Below are 21,508 nucleotides of genomic sequence, written 5' to 3'. Positions count from 1 at the left end.
ACACTCCGCCCAGCGCGCCGTCTTTGCCGCCATCTCTATCATCAGAGTATGACACTGCATTTTCCTCAAAAACTTCCTGACCACGACTTCGGCTTTCGCATCTCTTGCCCCATAATATCTCCAGAACTCCTCGACAGCCATGATAATCGCATCCCGCAGATAGTGATATCCTTTGATATGGGCAGGTATTCCGATTTCGTGGATCATATCGGTCACTCGTGTTTCCAGATTCACTTCCGGAACCGGATCCGTTCCGGCTGTCATATCTGCCGGAAGTGCTCTGTGTTCTCCGTGTCCTGCGTTCTTGATTCTACCCAGTATCACATCATTACTGAAAGGTTTCATAATATAGTAGCTTGCACCCTTTTTGAAGGCATCTTCTGTAATTCTTTCCTGCCCGACTGCTGTCACGACAATAAATTCCGGATGCTTTTTCATCTGCCTGTCGCGATTCACCTCTTCCATTACACTGAGTCCATCCATCTTTGGCATAATCAGATCCAGTAATACAACGTCCGGCTGTTTCTCCTTAATTATGTGGTACATATCCTCTCCGTTATTGGCCTTTCCGACCAGCTTAAGCTCTTTATCATTGTCGATAATTTCGCCAAGCATGTCCAGAATTCTCTCATTGTCATCGGCTACTGCCACATGAATCTCTCCCATTTTACGTAATGCCTCCTTTTCCTTACATAAAAATCGTCGATATTGATTATATTATTTAGAATATTTGAAATCAAGAAAATATTGTCGTAACAATTTTACATACATCGACACAATTTTGAACATTTGACATTATTCGGCAGGCCTCACGTCCATTAAATATCCGCATCTTCTGTTCGATCATTGCATTTTTTCAACAGGCTCTTAATGAATCACTTCCATATATTCATTTTCTGTATCGTAGTTATGCCTGATTACAGTATAAAAAGGTGCTTTATAAATAATCATATTATCACTCCATTCTTTTTCATATGCAAATCTCGGAACCTGATTTCCCATTGTTACTCCCAGATAATCTACAAATATGAAACTGCCAAGCAGCATGAGAAAACAGCCAATCGAAAGAATAACCTTATACTTATTTTTACATATCACCTGATATAATCCAGTTGACAATATGATTGCCCCTATCATTGAATAAATGCAACCCCAACTACTGTCACTGGGAAAAATCATCAGTGCGGAAAACGTTAAGAAAACACCAAATCCAATCAGAATACCACCTGTCATCTTCCGCATTTTGTAACATTGCATTTCCTTATCTTCATTCGTATACTCCGCTACTTTTACTAAAGTATCTTTCATTTCTTCTTTCATAACCTCACTTTTCCTTTCTCCGGCAATCATTTCCCTGATATCGATCTCATAAAACTCTGCCAACTCTACAAGAGTACTGATATCCGGCAGTGTATTTCCTGTCTCCCAACGGGAAACAGAACGATTAGACACATTTAATTGCTCTGCCAGCTGTGCCTGTGTCAGACCCTTCTCATTTCGTAATTCTTTCAAAAAAGAACCGATCTTTATTTGATTCATATATATATAGGCCTCCTTTCATTGCCAGAGTATCATTTCCCTCTTCCTTTTCAAACGACACAAAGTGAGAATTGTCGTTTTTTGTACTGGACACATCTGTCCTGTTGACACGAATCGATTGGCTTTATCATTTCCTTTTCTTCGGGCCTTGATTCAGCAATCATTATTGTGAGGGCAACCAATGTTGAATCTTCTATCTTCTTTTGTCCGTCTACAAACAACGCATTGTTCTTGTCCAAGAAATACAAAAACATCGTTGCTGCAATTCTTTTATTCCCATCAAAAAAGCTATGATTCTTCGTTACAAAGTATAAAAGATTGGCTGCTTTTTCTTCCAGTGATTCATAAATATCGGCTCCACCGAAAGACTGATAAATATTTCCGATACTCCCCTTAAAAGAGTCATCCTTCTCTTTACCAAACAGATCTGATTCATTACCAAAGCGCATACTCTGAATCACCTCCATACATTCTTCATATTGAAGAACATATGTTGCTTCATTCCCTTTCGGGCGAGTCATATTCTGGTGATCGTAAGAATCCAGCAAATCGAGTGCATTGCTGTACTTTTCGATTACAGAAAGCACCTGTTTGCTGTCCAGTTCATTCTCCATCCTTTTCATAATTCGTATCACTTCTCCCAGTTGTTTGATACGATTATAATTCACCGCATAACCTTTCAATATGTACTGTTTTAATACGGAATTAGCCCAACGGCGAAAATCTACACCACGTTTTGATTTCACACGATAGCCAACGGAAATAATTACATCTAAATTGTAATATTCCGTCATGTGAGTTTGTGTTTTTCCCTCGATAGCACCATGTTGAGTGGTAGTCGCAAATTTTGCGACTACCTCCTGTTCTACTAATTCTTCTTTCAAAGCATTATTAATATGCTTACCAATTGTTTTTTTATCTCTGTCAAACAACTCAGACATCTGATTACGATTTAGCCATACTGTTTCATCATCCACAGCTACAGGTAACTTTACCTGCTTATCTTTCGTTTCAAAAATTACAATCTCATTATTTTTCTGCATTCTGCTCCCCCTTTTGCTTTTTCCCGATCAATTCTTCATACTTCAGCTGATACTCAATCAGTCGTGGAATATATTCCGGAGGTCTCCTGCGCCCTGCCTCCCAATCCTCTATCGTTCTCAGAGGAATTCCAATATGTATTGAAAAATCTTTTCTGGTCATTCCTGTTTGTTCCCTTAGTCCCCGTATTTTATCTGCAGATTCCATTATTTCTAAACACCTCCTTATAATATTTCAATAAGCATATCACATTTCTTTAATTTTCGCAATGCGTGGTTTTGTTTCATAATAAAAGGATACACACATACTTTTTTTGTATAAAAAAAGCAGGCAATACAATGACATAGTCCCCACATTACCTGCTTTACAATCTTTTCATCATCTATCGTCAATAGAAAGGCATTTAATTGTCTCCAGAATGCTGCGCATGTGATATTTTAAAAGAAATGCCATATCGCTGTATTCCGAATACTCATTTTTCAAGACATCCAAAAGCGGAAATATATATTCTTCAGTTTCCGCAATATACCTGGCAATTTGTTCTTTGCTGAAGCTTCCAGCCATGGTAGAAATATTGTTGCATCGGTCGATCGTCTTTACCACACAGGCTTTTCCGTTTTCTTTAATTTTTTCATAATACAGTTCTTTTGCCTGTTCCTTTGTCATCCCTTCAGGAATGAAAAAGCTGACAAGTCCGACGAGTTCCTGAACTTCCTGAGCGAAAGGCAGATCCTGCACATCTACACCAGTATCTTCTACCACATCATGAAGAAGAATTGCTGCGAGAAGATTATCATCTCTTATCCCCAATGCATGTGCCTGGCACGCCATCATAAGTGGATGATTGATATATTGGACCTGTTCCGTTGTATATTTACCTTGTTTTCGAAATTGTCCTATGTGTTGTTTGCGCATATAGTGCAGAGCCTTATATGTACCGGTCAGTTTTTCTGATAGGGCAAACGTTCTCATTCTTGTGAACATATTATCCTCATGGAACAATCTTCCTCGAATATCATATGTTTTGCTTATTCCCTTCCCGGTATTTCCTGAGAGAAGAGCCGAATAGGGCAAATTCAACAATTCAGCGATAGACATCAGATTTTCAATATCCGGAAGATTATGTCCATTTTCCCATTTGCTGACTGCCTGGGCGGTAACACCAAGCTTCTCTGCCAATTAATCATCCTGAATTCCATGAAACTCGGATTTTTGAACCAGAACATACCCTCCACAGTTCCGACATCTTGCCAAATAACGTTTTCCGTCATCCCAGCAGTAAAGGGGATGTCCATAAGCGTAATCCCCATAATCCTTAACAATATCATAATTCATATGTTGCTTCGCTTCTTTCGCATCCCGGAACTGAAATGCCATGCATTCTTTTTCCATTTTATTTTCCCCCTTTCATATCTTGCAAGTAAAGTATAAAAAAAGAAAAAGGAAAATACCATACACTAGCAGTTGAGTATACTTGAACAATGGTTGAATTTCCGAAATTATAGCAAGTGATGGTCATTAGGGACAACATTTTAAAGACATGATATGACTCAAAGAGAAGAATGTATCCATGTATTTTGTAAGTAATCATATTCACTACATATAACAATTTCTTTATTTTCCAAAATTCGCCGCACAACGGTAAAATCGGCAATGCCTTTACCTTGATCAGTTACTGTGAAAAATGTCTTTTCATAATATATAGCGTATTCTTTCTCGGAAATGTTGTAATATTTATAGTGTTTATCAGCCAAAAATTCATAATTGCGTATCCAACTATTTTGCGTCATGGTCGATAAAACAGCATCCAGATTATGCTCAACCTGCAGTTCGTTGTAGTATTGCAGCACTTCATGTAGTTTGTTATATGAAATCATCATTTTGAGAGCGTTGAATGTATCAGTCACATTTTCTCCGTCGTAATGTTCTTCATCATCAATGACGCCCCAATGATATTGTTTAATTGAAAACTGATTCGTTTCATCATCAAACCAAAGTTCTTTAGTCGTATAACTCTCACCGAATACACATATTTCTTTTTTCATTTTATCCCCCCCGGATACTATATTTAGCTATACAAAGTATAGCACAGCAGAGAAAAAATGCCAGAGGGAAACTACCTCCGGCACTGTTCTATCCAGCCGCATCCAGCATATTCTCAATCAATATCCCATACCCTCTCGTCGGGTCATTCACCAGAACATGGGTCACAGCACCTACCAGCTTGCCATCCTGGATGATCGGACTGCCGCTCATCCCCTGCACGATTCCTCCGGTAACCTCCAGAAGTTCTGGATCTGTAACCTCAATTACCAGTCCCTTATTGGCTTCATGTGTCAGTCTGTCAACTTTTGTAATGCGGATCTTATAATCTTTCACTTCTCCTGTGACAGCACATCGGATCCATGCCTCTCCCTCCTGGATTTCTTCAATATCGGCGATCTGCATTGGTGTCTGTTCTTCAAACAGAGCATCTATTCTGTCTATGTTCCCGAAGATTCCGCAGTCTGTATTATCTGTAATATTTCCCAGAACATTATAACTGTTATACACGATGATTCCTTCCATTCCTCCCGGTGTACCACCCGCTCCTTTTTGGATATCTTTCACGCTTGTGCTATAGACCCTTCCTTCTTCAATCTCTATCAGTTCATTCGTATCAACGTCGTGAATCCCGTGTCCCAATGCACCGAATCGGCTGTCAGCTGTCAGATATGTGATTGTTCCAAGCCCCTGTGCATTGTCTCTTACCCAGACCCCAAGTTTATAATCCTTTCGTCCGCACTGCACCGGGCGAACCTTAATATCAAGATACGAATCATCCCTTCTCACTTTAAGTACTGTTTCCTTGTCATCCAGTTCTTTCACTGCTTCCACCAGCTCATCTTTACTGTCTGTTTCCTGATCTCCTACGGCGACGATATAGTCTCCTGCCTTTAACAGATGTTCACAGGGAGAATATTGGTTTCCGTCCATACCGGTTATGATATCTGTTCCAAGGACCATGACTCCATCGGTCTCCAGATAGATTCCAATAGGCATTCCGCCGGGAATTACCATATCTGAAGCGGCCGTCTTTGCATTGACCTCCTGCCGAAGCTGCTCCTGTCTTATCTCGATCAGATAATATCCTCCGCTTACGGCAATTGTAAATGTCAATATCATTATCAGAATTCTTCGATACCAGTACTTTCTCATTCTACAGACTGCTCCTTTCAAACCTCACATAATAAAAACAGATACCCTTTTTTTGGATATCTGTTTTTATTATGTGAATTTTCAATTATTTTACACTGGTTTATTTTGTCTGTTTCGCAAGCTTACGCATCTCCGCTGCATTTTCAATCACTGTATCTGTAATCTTGGCACCGCCCAGAATTCTCGCAAGTTCACCGATAGATTCTTCCTCGCTTAATAATCGTATGCCTGTCGTTGTCACACCATCTTTGGTCTTTTTTTCAATCTGATAATGGCAGTCTGCCATTGCCGCAATCTGCGCAAGATGGGTGATACAGATCACCTGATGATTCTTCCCGATCAGAGCCATCTTTTCTGATACTTTCTGTGCAGTTCTTCCACTGATTCCGACATCGATCTCATCAAAGATCAGCGTTTCAATCTCATCTCTCTCGGCCATGACTGCTTTGATCGCCAGCATGATACGGGAAAGTTCCCCTCCGGATGCAACATTTGCAAGTGGTCTGACCGGTTGTCCCGGATTCAGGGAGATCATGAACTCCACATCATCCATTCCGTCAGAGGAATATTCTTTCTTCTTCTCAAAGTGGATCTGAAAGTTTACATCTTCAAAATTAAGATCCTTTAATCCATTCTCGATCGCTTTTTCCAGAATGGAAGCCTGCTGTCTTCGAACAGCAGACAGTTTATCTGCCCACATCTGATAAGCCTCTTCTGCTTTTTTGCAGCGTTCTTTCAGGGATTCCAGATAGTGATCAAAGTCTTCCAGAACCGCGATTCTCGCTTCCTGTTTTTCACAGTAGGCAAGAACCTCTTCTATGGTAACTCCATACTTTGTTTTCAAATGATTCAGCTCATTCAGTCGATTCTCTGTCTCATATAATTCTTCTTCAGAGAACTCACATGTATCACTGTATTCAGCCAGTTCCCGGTTAAAGTCATTCAGTAGGCTGTCGATCTCGGCAAGCTGCTCATACAGCTCTTCTGCTTTTTTATCATACTCTGTTGCCTGAGACAATGCGCGGATTGCTCTGCTCAGTCCGTCACTGGCACTGTCATTGTTCTCACTTGTATAGCCATACGCTTCTGTCACGCTCTCGGCAATTTTTTTACCATTCGATATCTTTCTGTAGAGGGTTTCCAGTTCTGTATCTTCGCCGGGGATCAGCTGTGCATTTCGGATCTCCTCTGTCTCGTATTTCAGAAAAGAAAGCTCTTTTGCCCTCTGTGCTTCATCTGTAACTGCCTCTTTCAATTCTTTTGCACATGCCTTATATGCACGGAAGGCTTCTTCCGTCTTTTTCTTCTCTTCTGCCAGAAAGCTTTCAGCAAACGCATCTACAATATGCAGGTGATTCTTTTTATACAGGAGCGACTGGTGTTCATGCTGTCCATGAATATCAATCAGTATCGAGGCTACCTCTTTCAGCTGTCCGATCGGAACCGTCTCACCATTGATACGACTGATGCTTCTTCCCTCCATCAGTCTTCTGGACAAAGTCACAATACCATCTTCCGGATCGATGTCCATATCATTTAACTTTCTGATCTGGTGTTCATTTTCCACAAGAAAAGAAAGTTCCACTACCCCGTATTTCGTTCCCTGTCTCAGAATATCTCTGGAATACCTTCCGCCCAGAGCAAGATTCACAGATCCAAGAATGATCGACTTTCCCGCACCCGTCTCACCGGTCAGAATATTCAGCCCTTCTCCGAATTCTACTTCTATCTCATCAATTAATGCCAGATTCTTTACATGCAGATTCTGTAACATATTTCCTCCTACAGAATAATCTTACTGATCTTGTCCATTACTTTCACCGTATCATCCACGGTTCTGATTGCACACATGATGGTATCATCTCCGGCAATACTGCCGACGATCTCATTCCATTTCATTGCATCCAGTGCAGCACATACTGCACTTGCCATTCCGGATACAGTCTTTATGACCAGAATGTTCTGTGCCATATCCATGGAAAGATAGCCTTCTTTTAATACGCGGATATACTTTTCACTCATTCCGCTTTCTGCGCTCTGATGCAATGCGTAACGCTGTTTTCCACTATCAGAAGGAATCTTGGTAAGCTTCAGGTCCCGGATATCTCTTGACACGGTTGCCTGTGTTACCTTGAACCCGGCCTGGTTCAGGTACTCAGCCAATTCTTCCTGCGTTTCAATATGATATCTGTTAATCAATTCTATAATTTTTGCGTGTCTGTTTACCTTCATGTCACTAATTCCCCTTCATTTTTCTGCGAAGCGTCTCTAAGAAGCTGACTTTATTCAACTTCAGGAGCTTTGTTCTGGCATCAGCCCTTCGTACCATGATTTTTGCTCCGGTTTCCATAATGATCCTGTCCGAACCGTCAAAGGTAACATATACTTCTTCTCTGGAACCATTTCTTCCTTCTCCGATCTCTATCATGATCTCATCTTCGGAAGACAATACAATACTCCTTGTATTCAGTGCATGTGAACAGATCGGTGTAATAACGATCAGAGATGCTGTGGGTTCCACAACCGGCCCTCCGGCAGACAGGTTATAAGCAGTAGAACCGGTCGGTGTCGAGATGATCACGCCGTCCGCCTCATAGGAATTCAGCAGTTCCCCGTTGACAAACAGTTTAAAATGTAAGATTCGAAGCTCTCCTTTTCTTGAAACGACGATATCATTTAATGCAACATCCTGTGTCCCATCTTCAAATGTCCCTTTCAGCATCATGCGTTCTTCAAATACATAGTCACCGGCAAGCATCTGATTCAGATCCTCTTCGATCTGATCGACCTCTACTTCCGTCAGATATCCAAGAGTTCCCATATTGATTCCAAGAATTGGAACATCTTTTTCCCAGAGCATTCTGGCAACTTCAATCAGACTTCCGTCTCCACCGATGACAATCGCACAGTCGATCTGATCCGGCACCGATTCCATAATAATATTTTTTTCTTCATCTTTCTGGCACAGGATGCAGGTCTTACCGGCATTCTGGAGCAACGATACCACCTGATCCGTAACGGAATGATCCGTATCTTTTCCATCATTCGTAACAATTAAATATCTATCCATAGTCGATGCTTTCCTTTAACCTTTCGTTAACGTATTAAATGCCTCATCCACTGTCTTTTCGACATTGATTATATCAGATATTCTGTCTGTTTTTCCACATTTTTCCAGATGAATCAGATATTCAATATTACCTTCCGGTCCCCGGATCGGTGAAAACTCCAGATTTAATACAGCAAACCCAATCGACATCGCATAGTCGATCACTTTATGAATCACTTCAATGTGTGTACTCTTTTCTCTGACAACCCCTTTTTTTCCTACCTTTTCTCTTCCCGCCTCAAACTGTGGTTTAATCAATGCTACGATCTGCCCATTTTCAGTCAGATATTCACAGATTGGCATCAGAACTTTTGTCAGAGAGATGAACGAAACATCGATCGAAGAAAAATCAATCGGCTCTCCCAGATCTTCCGGTGTTACATACCGTATATTCGTCTTTTCCATACAGACCACTCTGTCATCCTGTCGAAGTTTCCAGTCAAGCTGCCCTCTTCCTACATCGATCGCATACACTTTTTTTGCACCGTTCTGAAGCATACAGTCAGTAAAGCCTCCGGTGGAGGAACCGACATCTGTACACACTTTTTCTTCCACCGTTACGTCAAAGTTCTTAATTGCTTTCTCCAGCTTCAATCCGCCTCTGCTGACATAAGGAAGTGTGTGTCCTTTCACCTCAATCTGCACTTCTTCCGGGAACGTCGTTCCCGCCTTATCTTCTCTCTGTCCGTCCACAAATACATTGCCGGACATAATGATCGCCTTGGCCTTTTCACGGGATGCGGCAAGATTTCTTTTTACCAGTAATACATCTAAACGTTCTTTCATATCTTCTCCTGCAATCTGTCATATAGTGTACGGATTCTGGAAGTCATAGAATCCACATCAAGTCCAGTCTCTTTTCTGAGTACATCGATACTACCATGCTCCACGTAATCATCCGGAAGAGCCAGTGTCAGTACCTGCATTCCCGGACATTTTCTGGAAACATATTCAACGACATGTTCCCCATAGCCTCCGGTCTGAACATTTTCTTCTATCGTTACAACAAGTCTGTGATGCTCTCGCAGACGTTCCAGTACCTCTGTATCAATCGGTTTTACAAATCTTGCATTCACAAGTGTACAGGAATATCCGTTCTCTTTGAGTTTTTCCCGCACCTTTACCGCTTCTTCAAACATATGCCCCACACTCAGAATTGCGATCTCACATTCTTCATAGAGCATCTCACTCTTTCCATATATAATCGGTGCCCGGAATTCCTGAAATTCATCATATGCACTTCCCCTCGGGTACCTGAGTGCGATCGGTCCGTTGTAAGAAAGCGCATAACGCAGCATATCTGCAAGTTCCCATTTATGCTTTGGTGACATCACAACCATATTCGGAATACTGCTCAGATAAGAAAGATCAAAGATTCCCTGGTGTGTCTCTCCGTCGCTGCCTACCAGCCCTGCGCGGTCCACCGCAAATACAACCGGAAGATTCTGCAGTGCCACATCGTGAATCACCTGGTCATATGCACGCTGGAGGAAAGATGAATATACTGCAAATACCGGTCTCATCCCGCCTGCGGCCAGACCTGCGGCAAATGTTGTTCCATGTTCTTCTGCAATTCCGACATCAAAGAAACGATCCGGATATCGTTTCCGGAAACCTGCAAGCCCGGTTCCATCTGCCATAGCCGCTGTTATCGCAACAATATCAGGATTTCTTGCAGCTTCATCACAGATCACCTTTCCAAATACATCTGTATAGCTGTCCTTCTTCTTGGGAGACTCCGGCTCCCCGGTCTCCACCTGAAACGGTCCGATTCCATGAAATTTATCCGGATGCCTTTCTGCCGGTTCGTACCCTTTTCCTTTCTGCGTCAGAACATGAAGTAACACAGGACCTTCTATCTTTTTTGCCTCTCGAAATGCCCGACAGAGCATCGGGATGTTATGACCGGGAACCGGACCCAGATAGGTAATTCCCATATCTTCAAAAAACATTCCCGGAACGATCAGCTGCTTCAGACTGCTCTTGGTACGGTGGATATGTTCAATGATAGAATCTCCAACCACCGGAACATTATGAAGCGCGGTAGTAACTCCTTTTTTTAATCCGGTATAGAACTCTGCTGTCCGAAGTTCTGCCAGATAACGGGACATTCCTCCAACATTTTCTGAAATAGACATATGATTATCATTCAACACGATGATAAAATTGGTACTCAGTTCCGAGGCATTGTTCAGTGCCTCGTATGCCATCCCCCCCGTCAGAGAACCATCTCCGATCACGGATATCACATTATAATCTTCCCCCTTCAGATCTCTTGCACGCACATACCCCAAACCTGCCGAAATCGAAGTCGAACTATGCCCGGTATCAAATGCATCACAGTCACTTTCTTTTCTTTTTGGGAAACCACTCATGCCACCGTATTTACGCAGACTTTCAAACCCTTCTTTTCTGCCGGTCAGAAGCTTGTGCGTATAGGACTGATGTCCAACATCCCAGATAATCTTATCCTGAGGAAGCTGGAACACAAGATGCATGGCCATCGTAAGTTCTACCACTCCAAGATTCGATGCGAGATGTCCTCCCGTTTTACTGATCTTTTCAATCAGAAACTGCCGGATCTCTTCTGCAAGCTGCGTAAGCTCCTGCGGTTCAAGTTCTTTTATATCATTTACCTTTTGTATTCGTTCTAACATAATCAGGCATCCTCTCTATCTGTCCCTGTGAATCAGCTCTAATAAAAGCTGTTCCAGATATTCATTTTCCCCTGATAATTGATGCAGCAGTTCAATGGCAAATGCAGAATATTCTTCGACGATCTTTTTTGCACCTTCAATGCCCATCAATGTCACATATGTAGTCTTTTCATTCTTTTCATCACTGTGAATCGGCTTCCCCAGAACCTCTTCCGTACTTGTCACATCCAGGATATCGTCCTGAATCTGGAACGCAAGACCGACATACCTTGCAATCTTCTCAACTTTTTTCACTTCTTCTTCCGAGGCACCTCCAAAAATTGCACCAATCATCATGGATGCTTCGATCAATGCAGAGGTCTTAAGTACATAGATTGTATCAAGAACTTCTTTTGTTACGGCATGTCCGGTTTCTTTTACATCAATCACCTGACCGCCGATCATCCCATGAATACCGGCTTTTTCACCAAGAACGCCTAATGCTCTTCCGATCAGCAGACTATCCTCAGGATCAATTACAAATGCCCGGAACGCCGTTTCAAATGCATAGTTTAACAGGGCATCCCCTGCCAGGATTCCCATATCCTCTCCGTACACAATGTGTGTTGTCTTCCTGCCGCGCCGGTAATCATCATTGTCAAGTGCCGGAAGATCATCATGTACCAGGGAATATGTATGGATCATCTCAATTGCAGCCATAAATGGACGGATGGCTTTGCATCCTCCTCCAAACAGCCGGTATGTTTCCATCATCAGCATCGGACGAAGTCTCTTTCCGCCTGCCATCAGACTATATCCCATGGCTTCCATGATCACACTCTGATGACCTTCCTGCTTCGGCAGATACTCCTGAAGCATCTTCTCTATATCTTCCACTTTCTCTTTCATCTGTCTCCGGAAATCACTTTTAGAATTCATGAATATCACCTTCCTCGTCCAATACCAGCATTTTCTTTTCTACTTTATCGATCTTTTCACTGCATGCTTTTAAAAGATCCATTCCCCGGTGATAATATTGAAAGGAATCTTCCAGCGAGACGTCTTCTTTTTCCATATCTGTAATCGTCGACTCTAATTGTACAAACAATTCCTCCAATGTATACTCCTGCGACTGATTTGCCTTCTTAACCATGCTGCTCCTCCTTTATCTCCCGGACTTCCGCCCCTATAATTCCATTCTTCAGATAGATGGACATTCGATCTCCGATCTTCACCTGCGAAATATCTTTGATGACATTTCCATCATACTTTTCTACATAGGAGTATCCCTGGTTCAGCTTTCGAATCGGAGAAAGTCCGTTCATCTTCTCCATGTCGAGCGCCAGTCTGTGCCTTGCTTCCTTCAAACGCTGCTCCATCAGATTTCGAAGCCTGTCCTCTGCTTCTGCCAGTCTCTGCTGCTGTTCCTGAAGCTTATTCCTCGGATGAAGATAGGTCAGTCTGGTCTGATATTCTTTTAAATGCATGCGACTGATCTGGATACTTCCGGACATAAGACGATTCAGCCGAAGGCTGCTTTCTTCCATCTGCTCTCTGACACGTCCATAGTCCCATACAGCCAGCTCTGCTGCTGCTGATGGTGTCGGTGCCCGAAGATCTGCCACATAATCTACGATCGTCGTATCCGTCTCATGACCCACTGCAGAGATAACAGGAATAGAGCAGTCAAAAATGGCCCTGGCAACAATCTCTTCATTAAATGCCCAGAGATCTTCTATAGAGCCTCCTCCTCTTCCAACAATAATCACATCAACTTTCCTTTTTTCCAACATTCGGATGCCTCTGACAATACTCCAGGCAGCATCCTCTCCCTGAACCTGTGCTGGATAAAGAATCAGCTGAACATAAGGATTCCTTCTGGCAGAGATATTCATGATATCTCTTACTGCCGCCCCGGTCGGTGCCGTAACGACTCCGATTGTTTCTGCATATGCCGGGATTGGCTTTTTATATTCCGGTGCAAACATTCCCATCTCTTCCAGTTCCTGTTTCAACATCTGGAATTTCTCATAAAGCGCTCCTGCTCCGTCAAGACGAATCTCTCTTGCATAGAGCTGGTAGGATCCGCTTCTCTCATACACATTCACCGATCCGAAGACGATCACCTGCTGACCTTCTCTCATACGAAAAGAGAGCCCGCCTCGCTGCCCGGCAAACATGACACAGGCAATCGTTCCGGACTCATCCTTTAGTGAAAAATATATATGTCCCGATGTGTGATACTTACAGTTGGATACTTCTCCCTTTACATAGATCCGGGTCAGCATGTAATCCTGGGTAAACATATTTTTGATATATGCATTTACCTGTTTTACTGTGTAAACATTCTGAGTCATAACCTACCTCTGATCAGTCAGCAAATCTCGCCAGCACACCGTTTACAAATGCCGGTCCCTCATCACTGCTGTATGTCTTGGCAAGATTCACAGCCTCGTCAATCGCTACACCTGCAGGTACATCTTCATCCCATTTGATCTCATACACAGCCAGTCTCAGAATTGTCAGATCCACTTTATTCATACGGGTTGTCTTCCAGCCTTTCGTATGTGAATTAAGCAACGCATCGATCTCTTCGACCTTTTCTGCAATCTTCTGTACTTTCGCTCTGATATATTCTATATCCTTCTCTTTTGCATCCTCGATCTGTTCCAGATAGAGTGCTGCCTGTTCTGGCTGTTCGCTTCCCTCATTAAAGTCAACGCTAAATAACATCTTAAAGATGTGTTCTCTCTGCTCTGTCCTCTTCACTTATGCTTCCTCCGGTATATCTACTCCGGCAATGCGGATATTTACATCTGCAACTTCCAGACCTGTCATATTTTCAATCGCTGATTTTACTTTATCCTGTACCTTTGCAGTAATATCCATAATATTATATCCGTACTTCAGATTCAGAGCTAAAGATACCGTTACGATTCCTTCCAGCACATCCACTTTTACGCCTTTTGAAAGAGTCTTCATGCCAAGTTTGCTGATCAGCTCTCTCGTTGCGTTTCCTGCCATAGAGGATACTCCATCCACTTCCATAGCTGCAAGACCTGCAATAATAGCCACTACTTCATCTGCAATCTTTACTTCTCCAAGGTTATCATCTGTCTTTATTGTATACGTGTTCTTCTCTTCTTTGCTCATCTTATCAACGACCTCCTGTCTGATTATCACTTCTATCAATTATATCAAATTTCAAACCATTTGAAAAGCCCCAGTCCTTATCTGCCGAATTCGGCCAGTTCCAGTCCCTCATTCCGTTCCTGAGTCATGCGGATGCTCCATTCATTGACAAATAAAAGAAGCGGACGACCTTTCAGATCTTTTACTTTCTTCATATCCGAAGTACCATGAAGTCTGTCCAGATCGATCTCTGCATTTTCAATCCAGCGGATATATTCATATGGAAGATTTTCCATACGAATCTCTACATTATATTCATTCTCCAGACGATATTTCAATACATCAAACTGAAGCACACCAACCACACCGACAATGATCTCTTCCATACCCGTATTGTATTCCTGGAAGATCTGAATCGCTCCTTCCTGTGCAATCTGGTTAATTCCTTTGATAAACTGTTTTCTTTTCATGGTATCGACCTGACGCACTCTTGCAAAGTGCTCCGGCGCGAATGTTGGAATTCCTTCGTACACAAACCGGTCGCCTGAAGTAGTCAGCGTATCACCAATCGAAAAAATACCCGGATCGAATACACCGATAATATCGCCGCCATATGCCTTTTCGATCATCTTTCGTTCACTTGCCATCATCTGCTGTGGCTGTGAAAGACGGACCTTCTTCTGTCCCTGCATATGATAGACATCCATACCTGCCTCAAACTCACCGGAGCAGATACGCATAAAAGCAATTCTGTCCCTGTGCGCCTTATTCATATTGGCCTGAATCTTGAATACAAATGCCGAAAAGTCTCCTTCTTCCATCGGATCAATCGGCCCTTTGTCAGAGACTCTCGGAAGCGGAGAAGTCGTCATCTGAAGGAAATGCTGCAAAAATGTCTCCACACCAAAGTTTGTAAGTGCTGATCCGAAAAATACCGGAGACAATTCTCCTTTACTTACCAGTTCCTGATCAAACTCTGCACCTGCACCGTCCTGAAGTTCAATTTCCTCTTCCAGCTGAATCTTCTGAGAATCTGTAATCAGCCAGGATATCTCGGGATCATTGATATCTACTTTTTTTACTTCACCCTGTGTCGTTCCTTTTTTTGTATCTGAAAAGATCTCTACCTTCCTGGTCGCTCTGTCATATACGCCGCGAAATTCCTTTCCCGAACCGATCGGCCAGTTGATCGGACAGGTTGCGATTCCCAGCTCGTTCTCAATATCATCCAGTAGTTCAAATGTATCCATCGCTTCTCGATCCATCTTATTAATAAATGTAAAAATCGGAATGTGACGCATGGTACAGACCTTAAAAAGTTTTCTGGTCTGTGCTTCCACACCTTTGGATGCATCAATGACCATAACCGCAGAATCTGCAGCCATCAGTGTTCGATACGTGTCTTCAGAGAAATCCTGATGTCCAGGTGTATCCAGAATATTAATGCAATAGCCATCATAATTGAACTGTAATACAGAGGAAGTGACAGAGATACCTCTTTCCTTTTCAATCTCCATCCAGTCAGAGACTGCGTGTCTGGCAGTTGCCTTTCCCTTAACGCTTCCTGCCTGATTGATTGCTCCTCCATAGAGCAGAAACTTCTCTGTCAATGTTGTCTTACCAGCATCCGGATGAGAGATGATGGCAAATGTTCTTCTCTTTTTGATCTGATTCTTTACTTCGTTGGTGATCTGTGACATATGAATAAACACTCCTAATTAATAGTATATCCGCTTATAGACGCTATTAATCAGTATATCATAAGTGTTACACACGGTCAAACAGGATTCATGACATAATTTAAGCCACATCACAGAATCTTTACTTCTATGACGTGACTTTTTCTTATTTACCTTCTGAATATACCGGAGTAATCACTATGTTTTGTGCCGCCACTCCGGTCTTTCTGGTAATGATATCTTCAATCTGTGCCCGGTTGGCATCTGTAAGTTCTGCAGCATTCACCACCACATCCGCACTGTCATCCGTCAGGCTCACTACAGAATCGCTGAATCCCTTGGATGCCAGAAGTGTCTCGGCTGCCGCTTCTTTTTCTGCCAGTTCAGTCATATGTACCATCTGATCTACCGCACTCTGTTTCTGTTCATCACTCAGATTTTCATTGTTAATGATCTCCAACAGAGAATCCTTGTTTTTGGATCTCACCTGCTCTCTGGTTACTTTTGCTTCTGCAACGACGGAACTCGCTTCTGCGCTGGTAAGGACTGCTTCTCCGGGAGTACCATCAACTTCTCCCTCCTGTTCTTCACCTCCACCATCCTGACTTTCAATATCGCCGGATACACCCTGATCTTCTTCTGAGATATCCAGCAGTTCCTGGTTTGCAAGTTCTGCGCTGGCCTGTTCTGTCTGACCTTCCTTCTGGAACAATTTCCCCGAATAATTCAGATATCCGGCGGCTGCTATCATAACGGCCAATACCGCTATGATCATCTGATTCTTCTTTACAATTCGTTTCAATGTCCTAATCCTCCTACCTGACCACATCATGATTCATTCTTTTTCATTATTCTAATTTTATGCGTGTCTACTCCAAATAATGCCTGTACTGCTTCCGTTATCTGTTCTTTCACGACTGCATTATCTCCTCCGGATGCCAGAACAACCACGCCTTCGATGCTGGGCGTTATGATTTTACAAATATACGGAATCTGATCACCTTCTCCGTCATATACTGTCGTTTCTCTGAGACTGTCGTTCTGTGTGATCCGACTTCCTCCCTGACTGTCATTTTCTGTGACCGATTCATTCTGGGTCTCCAGATCCTTTTCTATGATCTTCTCCGCAGAAGATCGGAGTGTAATCATTACAGTCACATCACCTGCTCCTTCCATCTGTGACAGTACTTCTTCCAGATGTCGTTCCAGATAATCCACATAACTGCTTTGATTATATGTAAATCCATCCTCTCCGTACAGATCCGTGGATCTCTCTGTTTCCTTCGAAGAATCCTGTGTTTCTCCTGTTGGAAGTGTTATGACAAGAAGCAGGATCCCGGACAAGATCAGGATCAGAAGTTGATCCTTTTTCATGCTTTTCAGATATTTTTTTGCGGATATGAATATCTGCTTCATATTATTCATCAATCCGAATTTCCTCCACCTCTATATTCTGTTCCGATTCTTCATCGGGAAGCAAAACCGACTCTTCCAGTTCTTGAAGCTTCTCCTGATATTCCGTCTGATCATAATACTTTTGAAAATTCGTATTTATGCCAAAGATTTTCAGTACCGGGATCAGAAACATGACTACCAGTATAAGTCCTGTGAAAAAGCGAATATATTTTTTATATGCAGATCCAGGCACGATCTGAACAAGCATCGTTACCATGACCAGGTAGTACGCAAGATTACGGATATACATATCAATATGCTCAAACATAACTATACCTCAGAGATTTCCTGTGACTGCAGTCACAATTGCAATTGTCAGAAGAAAGAGCATTCCTGTTGTAAACACTACACGCATCAGCATTCTGCAACCTTCTCCTGCAGTTTCCACACATCCAACGATCCTTTTATCAGAAACCGGCTGAATGACTGCGGCTGTCAGATGATAGAGAAGCGTAATACAGCCAATCTGTACCAGCGGAACCACACACAGTGCAATACATATGATTGCTCCGGTCATACCAATTCCATTTTTTATCAGGACAGCCGTTCCCAGAACCACCTCCGTCATTCCACCAATGGCATCTCCTACACCGGGAATGGCCTCTGCGCCTCTGGTCAGGATACTTCTTTTTACAGTATCGATTGCAGGACTGATCATTCCCTGTATCACATTCAACCCGATCACACATGCCAAAAGAGTTTTCAGTCCCCAGTTTACAACCATCCCGATCAGTTCCGCCCCTTTGCTCAGATAATCTTCTTCCGACAGATAGTTTAATATTTTCAACATCATATATATATGAATCATCGGAATCACAATTTTCAGGATCACGTATTCTGCCAGAGCGATCAACACTAAAACCAGATGATAAAATGCAGCTGATGTTACACTTCCCTTTGCAATCGATACAGCAAGAAAATACAATGGACAAAAAGCTGCCATGAATGCCGTAAGATCTTCCACCCCCGTACAGACCCATTCAGACACTGCCTGAAACGAATTCAGAAGAATGGCGATTAAAAGCATGTATATCACATAAAAACTGATCCCTGCAATCTGTCGGTTCTGAAATAACCCGGAAAAATTGTGCAGCACAGCAGCAATCGCGGCAATTGCAAGAATGTGCATCAGATTCTTCCTGCTGATGCGAAATGCATAATTCAACTGATCCATTACCAGCTGATTCAACAATTCTGCAGAGAATGTCATATCTCCGGAAAGAATTCCCATCAGGGTATCTTTAAAATCTACCCGTTCCTCCGGGAACAGCTCTTTCAAGACTTCTTCGACCTCTCCGAATTCTAATAAATTCAGAAGATCTTCTTCTATGTCTGAAAGTTCCTCCATTCCCAGTTCCGTTCTGTCCGTTTTTTCTGATGCAAGACATTCTGCTTCGGGAAGAAAGCACGTCAGTATTACAGAGATACCCAGCAGACAGAGGATACACACAGTTCGATGTTCTTTCTTTCTCCACGCCTTTCTCATACCATAAAGTCCCTGATCGTATTCAGCAGTGCCATCAGAACCGGCATGCTTAAGGCGAGGATTGTAAGTTTTCCAAATGTCTCAATCTGAACTGCAATGGTCTGATATCCGGCATCTTTGCATATTCCGGAAGCAAATTCCGCCACATATGTAATTCCCAACATTTTCATCAGTGTACCTATGTAATAATTATCCATTTGAATAAAGCCTGCTATCGTTTTCACAGATGCGATCATCCCTTTCAGTTGATCCAGAATGCTGAAAAATATGATCATACTTAAAGCCACACTGATATAGATTCCATATTCCGCTTTTACATTTTTAAACTGAATTGCCAGAAGTGCTCCTGCCACTCCCAGGGTTCCGATCCGTAATATATCCATCACCTGCTTTTGCTCTCCCTTCTTTCAATCTGCTGACACAGCCCTGATATTTAACCGGATATTTGATTCAAATATTTTATCTGAATATTCATAATGTAAATAATCTCTGGATTGATTCAAACAAATCATAGATATATGGAATGATCCAGAACAATACCAGGATCAGACCTGCAAGGCTGGTCAAAAATGCCTGTTCCTCTCTCCCACTGTGTTTCAGAACCTGGCACAATACCGATACCAGTATTCCAACAGCCGCTATCTTAAATATCAGATTTATACTCATGCAGGCCTCCCTCTCATATCAAAAGAATCGATATCAATAAACCGCTCATTACACCCATACAATGATACAGCTTAATTCTTGTCTTCTGTTCCCCTCGCATATCCTCCATAATATGCTCCATTTCCTCCAGATATAGATCAAGAATCCGAATCTGCATATCTATATCTGCATTGCCCAGCTGTTCTCCCAAATAAAGCAGTTTTTCTCTTACAATCCCGGGAAGCCCGACATTCCAAAGATGCTTCTGTGTCTGCATTTTCCAGATTGCAGACAGTCTGATCCCCTGTCTTTTTTCTAACTGGCATGACATATCAAGAAGCCATCCGGAGTAAGGTTCTTCCTGATATGCAGCAATATTGCGAAATGCTTCTGACAGATAAGCCCTTGAATAAAGGATCTCGCTTCGAAGTCGGTAGATAAGTCTTTGCAGATACTGTAGCTGACGATACTGATCGCGACACTGCTCCGCAGCAAGCATTCCCCATACAGAAGTGGACGATATAATAAGACAAATTCCCAAAATTCTTACCATATTCTTACCATATCCTTACTCCACAGAAGCTCTGTACATCTCCCTTAGTCCTTCCTGATACAGCATACTGCCCCGTCCATCAAAGATTCCCTCGATGTGTCCTGCATGTTCCCGACTTCCAAGCAGTATGTATCGTTCAAATCTTCCCTCTGCAATCATCTGATCGAAAAGCGGTTTTTTTCGCAGTTCTTCCATGGAAGCAGCATGCACAGTGGCAATCATTTTACAGCCACAGTGCATGGCATACTCAATAGCATGTACATCCTGTGCCGATCCGATTTCATCCACTGCGATCACTTCCGGGCTCATCGTTCGGATCAGCATAATCATGCCCTCCGCCTTTGGACATCCGTCCAGCACATCGGTACGTATTCCCAGTTGATTCTGCGCAACTCCCATATAACATCCGCCTATCTCAGAACGTTCATCTACAACTCCTACCGCCATTCCGGGAAGCCATCTGTTTCCGTTCGATATCTGGCGGATCAGATCACGGAGCAGCGTTGTCTTTCCACATCCCGGAGGCGATATAATTAACGTATGACATAATTTTCGATTACTGACAATATAAGGAAATACAGCATCTGCACATCCCAGTATCTCATGTGACATTCGTATGTTGATCGATGAAATGTATTTCAGATTCTTCACTTGTCCGTTTTCTATCATTGCCTGTCCTGTCATGCCCACTCTATGTCCTCCTTCAATGGTAATAAATCCCTGTTTCATTTCCTGTTCGTATGCATACAACGAATAATTACTGATGTATTCCAGTGTCTCCTTCAGATCCTCCTTTGTAACCAGATATGGCCTGCCGCACTTTACCAGAGGCATCCGTTCTTCTCCACGATAGATCAGTAATAAAGGCTTGTCGATGCGCATCCTGATCTCCTGAAGGAATATAAACTTCAGTTGTTCCGCAATAATCGTTTCACGGATTCCATACGGCAGAATTTTCAAAATTTGATTTTCCTGCATATTTGTCCACCTCTTTACACCAATGTATATGTATAATTTTCTAAATTATTCCAGAAT

At 42.5% G+C, this 21,508-nt stretch carries 27 protein-coding genes; all 27 read right to left on the bottom strand.

Annotated features, from left to right (window positions below; genetic code table 11):
• The coding region (locus tag JQM82_RS07760) for a response regulator (protein WP_235249524.1) at nucleotides 1-666 on the bottom strand (666 nt) is incomplete at its 3' end.
• Between the two features lie 201 nt (nucleotides 667-867).
• A complete protein-coding gene (locus JQM82_RS07755; RefSeq protein ID WP_235249523.1) occupies nucleotides 868-1,539 on the bottom strand; it encodes a helix-turn-helix domain-containing protein in 672 nt (223 codons plus the stop codon).
• 50 nt (nucleotides 1,540-1,589) lie between these two features.
• On the bottom strand, nucleotides 1,590-2,582 hold the full coding sequence (gene rhuM, locus JQM82_RS07750; protein WP_235249522.1) for a virulence protein RhuM/Fic/DOC family protein: 993 nt from the start codon (nucleotides 2,580-2,582) through the stop codon (nucleotides 1,590-1,592).
• Nucleotides 2,569-2,787, bottom strand: coding sequence for a helix-turn-helix domain-containing protein (locus JQM82_RS07745; protein ID WP_235249521.1), 219 nt, complete (start codon nucleotides 2,785-2,787; stop codon nucleotides 2,569-2,571). The genes rhuM and JQM82_RS07745 overlap by 14 nt, the downstream gene beginning before the upstream one ends.
• 171 nt (nucleotides 2,788-2,958) lie before the next feature.
• A complete protein-coding gene (locus JQM82_RS07740) occupies nucleotides 2,959-3,759 on the bottom strand; it encodes a helix-turn-helix domain-containing protein (protein WP_235249520.1) in 801 nt (266 codons plus the stop codon).
• Nucleotides 3,760-3,972, bottom strand: coding sequence for a hypothetical protein (locus JQM82_RS07735; protein ID WP_235249519.1), 213 nt, complete (start codon nucleotides 3,970-3,972; stop codon nucleotides 3,760-3,762).
• A 158-nt stretch (nucleotides 3,973-4,130) separates the two neighbouring features.
• Nucleotides 4,131-4,625, bottom strand: a complete 495-nt coding sequence (locus tag JQM82_RS07730; RefSeq protein ID WP_235249518.1) for a hypothetical protein — start codon at nucleotides 4,623-4,625, stop codon at nucleotides 4,131-4,133.
• Nucleotides 4,626-4,713: 88 nt separating this feature from the next.
• Nucleotides 4,714-5,778 (bottom strand): SpoIVB peptidase, encoded by a 1,065-nt coding sequence (gene spoIVB, locus JQM82_RS07725; RefSeq protein WP_235249516.1) that lies wholly within the window; start codon nucleotides 5,776-5,778, stop codon nucleotides 4,714-4,716.
• 100 nt (nucleotides 5,779-5,878) lie between these two features.
• Nucleotides 5,879-7,552, bottom strand: a complete 1,674-nt coding sequence (recN, locus tag JQM82_RS07720; protein ID WP_235249515.1) for a DNA repair protein RecN — start codon at nucleotides 7,550-7,552, stop codon at nucleotides 5,879-5,881.
• A gap of 8 nt (nucleotides 7,553-7,560) precedes the next feature.
• Entirely contained in the window at nucleotides 7,561-8,010 is a 450-nt protein-coding gene (argR, locus tag JQM82_RS07715; RefSeq protein ID WP_235249514.1) for an arginine repressor, read from the bottom strand.
• A gap of 4 nt (nucleotides 8,011-8,014) precedes the next feature.
• Nucleotides 8,015-8,848, bottom strand: coding sequence for an NAD(+)/NADH kinase (locus tag JQM82_RS07710; protein WP_235249513.1), 834 nt, complete (start codon nucleotides 8,846-8,848; stop codon nucleotides 8,015-8,017).
• Nucleotides 8,849-8,863: 15 nt separating this feature from the next.
• Nucleotides 8,864-9,673, bottom strand: a complete 810-nt coding sequence (locus JQM82_RS07705; RefSeq protein ID WP_235249512.1) for a TlyA family RNA methyltransferase — start codon at nucleotides 9,671-9,673, stop codon at nucleotides 8,864-8,866.
• Entirely contained in the window at nucleotides 9,670-11,544 is a 1,875-nt protein-coding gene (dxs, locus tag JQM82_RS07700) for a 1-deoxy-D-xylulose-5-phosphate synthase (protein ID WP_235249511.1), read from the bottom strand. The genes JQM82_RS07705 and dxs overlap by 4 nt, the downstream gene beginning before the upstream one ends.
• A gap of 15 nt (nucleotides 11,545-11,559) precedes the next feature.
• Nucleotides 11,560-12,462 carry a polyprenyl synthetase family protein gene (locus tag JQM82_RS07695; RefSeq protein ID WP_235249510.1) on the bottom strand — a complete coding sequence of 301 codons (903 nt, stop codon included), beginning with the start codon at nucleotides 12,460-12,462 and terminating at the stop codon, nucleotides 11,560-11,562.
• Nucleotides 12,452-12,676 carry an exodeoxyribonuclease VII small subunit gene (gene xseB, locus JQM82_RS07690; protein WP_235249509.1) on the bottom strand — a complete coding sequence of 75 codons (225 nt, stop codon included), beginning with the start codon at nucleotides 12,674-12,676 and terminating at the stop codon, nucleotides 12,452-12,454. Before xseB ends, JQM82_RS07695 begins: the two co-directional genes overlap by 11 nt.
• Nucleotides 12,669-13,880, bottom strand: coding sequence for an exodeoxyribonuclease VII large subunit (gene xseA, locus JQM82_RS07685; RefSeq protein WP_235249508.1), 1,212 nt, complete (start codon nucleotides 13,878-13,880; stop codon nucleotides 12,669-12,671). Before xseA ends, xseB begins: the two co-directional genes overlap by 8 nt.
• A 13-nt stretch (nucleotides 13,881-13,893) precedes the next feature.
• Complete coding sequence (gene nusB, locus JQM82_RS07680; protein WP_235249507.1) at nucleotides 13,894-14,292, bottom strand: transcription antitermination factor NusB; 399 nt, start codon at nucleotides 14,290-14,292, stop codon at nucleotides 13,894-13,896.
• Nucleotides 14,293-14,676 (bottom strand): Asp23/Gls24 family envelope stress response protein, encoded by a 384-nt coding sequence (locus JQM82_RS07675; protein ID WP_235249506.1) that lies wholly within the window; start codon nucleotides 14,674-14,676, stop codon nucleotides 14,293-14,295.
• A gap of 77 nt (nucleotides 14,677-14,753) precedes the next feature.
• Entirely contained in the window at nucleotides 14,754-16,355 is a 1,602-nt protein-coding gene (locus JQM82_RS07670) for a peptide chain release factor 3 (RefSeq protein ID WP_235249505.1), read from the bottom strand.
• Nucleotides 16,356-16,500: 145 nt separating this feature from the next.
• Nucleotides 16,501-17,136, bottom strand: a complete 636-nt coding sequence (locus tag JQM82_RS07665) for a SpoIIIAH-like family protein (protein WP_235249503.1) — start codon at nucleotides 17,134-17,136, stop codon at nucleotides 16,501-16,503.
• A 26-nt stretch (nucleotides 17,137-17,162) separates the two neighbouring features.
• Nucleotides 17,163-17,759, bottom strand: coding sequence for a stage III sporulation protein AG (locus JQM82_RS07660; protein WP_235249526.1), 597 nt, complete (start codon nucleotides 17,757-17,759; stop codon nucleotides 17,163-17,165).
• Nucleotides 17,752-18,057, bottom strand: coding sequence for a stage III sporulation protein AF (locus JQM82_RS07655; RefSeq protein WP_235249502.1), 306 nt, complete (start codon nucleotides 18,055-18,057; stop codon nucleotides 17,752-17,754). The genes JQM82_RS07660 and JQM82_RS07655 overlap by 8 nt, the downstream gene beginning before the upstream one ends.
• Nucleotides 18,058-18,066: 9 nt before the next feature.
• On the bottom strand, nucleotides 18,067-19,275 hold the full coding sequence (locus JQM82_RS07650; protein WP_235249501.1) for a stage III sporulation protein AE: 1,209 nt from the start codon (nucleotides 19,273-19,275) through the stop codon (nucleotides 18,067-18,069).
• The gene (locus tag JQM82_RS07645) at nucleotides 19,272-19,658 is read right to left on the bottom strand and encodes a stage III sporulation AC/AD family protein (RefSeq protein ID WP_235249525.1); all 387 of its coding nucleotides are present in this window, start codon (nucleotides 19,656-19,658) and stop codon (nucleotides 19,272-19,274) included. Before JQM82_RS07645 ends, JQM82_RS07650 begins: the two co-directional genes overlap by 4 nt.
• An 88-nt stretch (nucleotides 19,659-19,746) precedes the next feature.
• Nucleotides 19,747-19,941 (bottom strand): stage III sporulation protein AC, encoded by a 195-nt coding sequence (spoIIIAC, locus tag JQM82_RS07640; RefSeq protein ID WP_235249500.1) that lies wholly within the window; start codon nucleotides 19,939-19,941, stop codon nucleotides 19,747-19,749.
• Between the two features lie 13 nt (nucleotides 19,942-19,954).
• Nucleotides 19,955-20,473: a stage III sporulation protein AB gene (locus JQM82_RS07635; protein ID WP_235249499.1), complete on the bottom strand. Its 519-nt coding sequence runs from the start codon at nucleotides 20,471-20,473 to the stop codon at nucleotides 19,955-19,957.
• A gap of 15 nt (nucleotides 20,474-20,488) precedes the next feature.
• Nucleotides 20,489-21,451 (bottom strand): stage III sporulation protein AA, encoded by a 963-nt coding sequence (gene spoIIIAA / locus JQM82_RS07630; protein WP_235249498.1) that lies wholly within the window; start codon nucleotides 21,449-21,451, stop codon nucleotides 20,489-20,491.
• Between the last annotated feature and the right edge of the window lie 57 nt (nucleotides 21,452-21,508).

Origin of the sequence: Faecalicatena contorta, from assembly GCF_021531995.1 — a bacterium.
Taxonomy (GTDB): domain Bacteria; phylum Bacillota; class Clostridia; order Lachnospirales; family Lachnospiraceae; genus Dorea_A; species Dorea_A contorta_A.
The sequence above is the reverse complement of the archived record's forward strand: the minus strand, read 5'-3'. Positions and strand labels throughout refer to the sequence as shown.